General features: G+C 61.7%; 3 protein-coding genes. 2 read left to right on the top strand and 1 reads right to left on the bottom strand.

What is annotated here, in order from left to right; translation table 11 throughout:
- A partial coding sequence (locus HXO69_RS08720) for an AMP-binding protein (protein WP_296546564.1) occupies positions 1–2,055 on the top strand: 2,055 nt, incomplete at its 5' end.
- Positions 2,056–2,210: 155 nt separating this feature from the next.
- Here HXO69_RS08720 and HXO69_RS08715 read toward each other — a convergent pair.
- Positions 2,211–3,296, bottom strand: coding sequence for a C4-dicarboxylate ABC transporter substrate-binding protein (locus tag HXO69_RS08715; protein ID WP_296546562.1), 1,086 nt, complete (start codon positions 3,294–3,296; stop codon positions 2,211–2,213).
- A gap of 232 nt (positions 3,297–3,528) precedes the next feature.
- Here HXO69_RS08715 and HXO69_RS08710 point away from each other — a divergent pair, with 232 nt between their 5' ends.
- Positions 3,529–4,380, top strand: coding sequence for a transcriptional initiation protein Tat (locus HXO69_RS08710; RefSeq protein WP_296546560.1), 852 nt, complete (start codon positions 3,529–3,531; stop codon positions 4,378–4,380).
- Positions 4,381–4,415: the final 35 nt, after the last annotated feature.

Raw genomic sequence — 4,415 nt, 5'->3', positions numbered from 1 at the left:
GACGAGGCACGCGTCGCGTTCTGGGAGAAGCAGGCGCAGCGCCTCACCTGGGCTGAGCCCTGGCACACCGCGCACCGCTTCGAGAAGCCGAAGTCCCTCGGCTTCGACGAGGAAGGCATCGAACAGTTCAGCATCCCCGAAATTAAGTGGTTCGAGGGCGGCAAGCTGAACGTCGCCTACAACTGCGTAGACCGCCACGTGGAGGCGGGCCGCGGCGACAAGGTAGCCCTCTACTTTGAAGGTGAACCCGGCGACCGCGAAGCCATCACCTACGCCGAATTGCAGCGCCGCATCGCGAAGGCAGCGAACGGCCTGCTGTCCTTGGGCGTGCGCAAGGGTGACCGTGTGGTCATCTACCTACCCGTCATCCCCGAAACCATTATTTTCACCCTCGCCTGCGCGCGTATTGGCGCGATCCACTCCCTCGTCTTCGGTGGTTTCTCCGCCGAGGCGCTGAAGTTCCGTGTGGAAGACACCGGCGCGAAGGTTCTCATCACCACCGACGGCCAGAACCGCCGCGGCAAGGTCGTTCCCGTGAAGGTCAACGCCGACGAGGCATGCTCTGGCGAGAACAACATTGAGCACGTTATCGTGGTGGACCGCACCAGCGCCTCCGACCCGGTAGCGCACGCCGCTGTGCCGTGGACTGAGGGCCGCGACGTCTGGTACCACGATCTGGTGGACGACCAGCCGGATACTCACGCCTACGAACTGCACGACGCCGAGGATCCGCTGTTCATTATTTACACCTCCGGCACCACCGGTAAGCCCAAGGGCCTGGTGCACACCATGGCTGGATACCTGGTGCAGACCGCGTACACCCACGCGCTGCTCTACGATCTGCTGCCGGATTACGTGAATGAGAACGGCGTGCTGCGCCCGGACGAGCTGTCCGCCGTCAACGACCCGGAAAAGGTTGAGTCCACCGTTCACTGGTGCACCGCCGACCTGGCGTGGGTGACCGCACACACCTACGAAATCTACGGCCCGCTGGTTAACGGTGTCTCCGAGGTGATTTACGAGGGTACCCCGAACACCCCGCACTTCGGCCGCCACTTTGAGGTCATCGAACGCTACGGCGTGACCAACTACTACACCGCCCCGACCCTGATTCGTTCCCTCATGGGTGCGTTCCCGAACGGCCCGGAGCCCGGCAAGTACGACTTCTCGACCGTGCGTCTGCTCGGTTCGGTGGGCGAATCCATCAACCCGGAGGCGTGGCGTTGGTTGCGTCAGCACGTGGGCGGTGGCACCGCGGCATTCATTGACACCTGGTGGCAGTCGGAGACCGGTTCGACCGTGTGCTCGCCGCGTCCGCACGACCCGGCATTCGCGCCCGAGGGCACCTACCCGGAGGGTACCCCGCACTGCACTCCCCTGCCCGGTTGCGCTACCCGCGCTGTTCCCGGCGTGTCCACCCGCGTGGTGGATGAGCACGGCGACCCGGTCGAACCCGGTAAGCAGGGCTTCATCGTGGTCGATAAGATTGGCCCGTCCATGGCTCGTACCGTGTGGCAGAACCCGCAGCGTTTCCTGGATTCCTACTGGCGTCACTACGGCGAGCGCGGCTGGTTCCTCGCTGGCGACGGCGCGAAGGAAGACGAAGAGGGTAACGTGTACATCCTCGGCCGTATTGATGACGTGATCAACATTTCGGGTCACCGCCTGTCCACGATTGAGATTGAGTCGGCTCTGGTGACTCACCCGGCTGTGGTTGAGGCTGGTGTCTGCCCCGTGGAGGATGAGCTGACCGGTCACCAGGCGGTCGCCTACGTGACGCTCACCGATGAGGGTAAGGACCTGACTGAGGATGAGCTGAAGGCGGCGCTGACTGACCATGTGCGTGAGCACATTGGCCCGATTGCTAAGCCGAAGGACGTTGTGGCGGTTGCCGATATCCCGAAGACCCGTTCGGGTAAGATTACTCGCCGTCTGCTCGGTGAGCTGTACCAGGGCCGTTCTTTGGGCGATGTTTCTTCGCTGCAGAATGAGGAGGCGCTGGGCCACATCGCGCAGGTGCTGGTGGATACTGGCCGCGTGAGCGAGGCAGTCTAGATTCTGCTGCTGAGCTGAACGCTAGGCTGAGCTAAAAGCTGTATAGAGTAAAGGTGCGGATACCGAATGATGATTCGGTATCCGCACCTTTTGCTATGCCATTTTATTGGGCTGACACGGCTCTCAACCGGCGGCGTGCCGCCTAGTCAGCCCACTTAAATCAGGCCCAGCGAACGAGCGTGTTCAGCGGTAATGCCGCTCGGCTCAATGTGCTCGGGGCCCTTGTCCTTCTCGGGGTGCTCGGTCGCCTGGAAGCGGATCATCTTCACATCGTTTGCCGCACCCAGGTTCGTGATCATGCCGTCACCATTCAGGTCCACGGACACCGGCTCGGTGTCAATCTTGCCGTTGCCGTTGAAGTCAATCGGCTGGTCGGCGGGCTTGCCCTTGTACAGGAAGCCAGCCGCGCGGGGGCCGAAGCCGCGCGCCTCGTACAGCTTCGCCTCGTTGAGCATGCGGTACTCGGCGGTGGAGTAGCCGAAGTAGCGGCTACCATCAGCCATGGGCACGCCGGTGAGGGTGTACTGGTAGTTCATGACGCTGTAGTAGTTGGGCTTGTAGTTGATTTCGTCCCAGCCGCCGTGGCTCAGTGCGAGGTTGTGGCCGAGCTCGTGCACGAACACTGCCACGCGGATGTTGCTGCTTGCCTTGCCCCAGAAGTGCGGGCCGACGGTGACCATAAAGTTACGACCGCCAAAGTTAGCGATACCGGAGGAGTAGCTGTTGTCGTAGTAGTCGCCCCAGATCATGTAGTGGAAGGTGCCTTCGCGGGCGGGGTTGAACTTACCTTCGGTCGCCTTGATGCGGTGGAGCGCCTTGAATTCGCTGTCGAGTGCCTGGTAGCTGATTTCGTTGCCGCCGCCGAGGTTGTACTTGGCGCTGCGGGCGCTACCTGCGTCCAGGTGGATGTTCACGCCGGTGGTGCCGTCGGGGTTGCGCAGGGGCAGGTCGGCGTAAATCTTGGTGATGCGGTCCAGCTCGTCTTCGCTGGGCAGCAGACCTGCCATGTAGTCCATCTCGACGAAGATGTCCTTGTGGTTGGGGTCTGCGCCCATTGCGGGGAAGTCGACGTCGATTTTGCCGTCGCCGTCCGCGTCGTAGCCCTTCATCTCCCAGGTGTTGGGGATGCCGTCGCCGTCGATGTCGGGGCTGTAGGCGTTTGCTGCGGGGGCTGCGATAGTGCCCAGGCAGAGCACTGCGAGGGAGGCAAGCGTGACGCGTGCGCTCTTCAGAAATGCCATGTTGTGTTCCTTAGTGTGTGGTGACCGGTGGTGTTTCGATGGAGTTTTCCGGGAGGGCGTTCTCCACGGTTTCCATGATGCTCCCGTTTCACGCGCTAGGTGAGCTGGGTGCCGTAATGTTCATACATTGAGGTAAAAGTTGAGATAATTTTGAAGATGAGCTGAATTACATTAGAGTATCAGTAATTCAAATCACATGCATCACCACATTCTTAATGACAAGAGAGATCCCATGACTTCTTCCTCGAACACCACTAATGGCCTGAACCGCCGCGCACTCATCAAGGGTGCCGTCTGGAGCGCCCCCGTTATCGCAACCGCCGCAGCGGTACCCGCCTACGCGGCATCCACCGACGCGCAGGAAACCCCGACCCTGAAGTTCGGTGTCTTCACCCAGGCGTTCAACTCGAACCCCTCCAACGACTTTGATACCCGCTACGGTCTGGACTCCTACACCGTGCAGGTTCCCAACATCACCGCAACCTCCACCACCCCGCAGAGCCGCGGCGGCGGCACCTTCACCCCCGGAGGTAGCGTCGGTGCCGGCCTGTACGGTGGCGCGGGTCTGTGGATTTCCGCACCCATCAACTCCAAGGGCGAGTTCCAGGGCAGCTCCTGGCTGTACCCTCAGGCGCATCTGCAGGTGACCTTCGAGTTCACTTTCCCCACCGCCGAGGATGTCACCGACCCGCTGCTGTGGGATGTCGATAACGACGTTGAGATCCCGGCACTCGCCAAGAGTGCGGGCGGCGCAAAGACCAACAACCCCGCCGTGGCGGCGTTCAACGGCATCGCATACACTGCGAAGTTCTACGAGCCGGTCATCGAGGACAACGTCTGGACCGGCGTGCTGGATATCCGCACCTCCGACTACCTGGAAGCCACCGCGAAGGACGGCGTGAGCTACGCGCAGGTGCTGGCTTCGCTGGTTCCGGTGTACTTTACCAAGGTGACCTCCAGCTACACCCTGACCACCACCGCTCAGATCACCAGCGGCAGCGTCGCAATGCAGCTGACCGAGGGTGGCGAGTACACCTTCCAGGACCTGGCTGGTTTGCGCGCTTCGGCAACCATCAGCCGCTAACGCCACAGCAAGCAGAGAGGGGCCCGGCATCCATA

The organism is Rothia sp. (in: high G+C Gram-positive bacteria), from assembly GCF_015265375.1.
Taxonomy (GTDB): Bacteria; Actinomycetota; Actinomycetes; order Actinomycetales; family Micrococcaceae; genus Rothia.
This window is presented reverse-complemented; position numbering and strand designations above follow the sequence as displayed.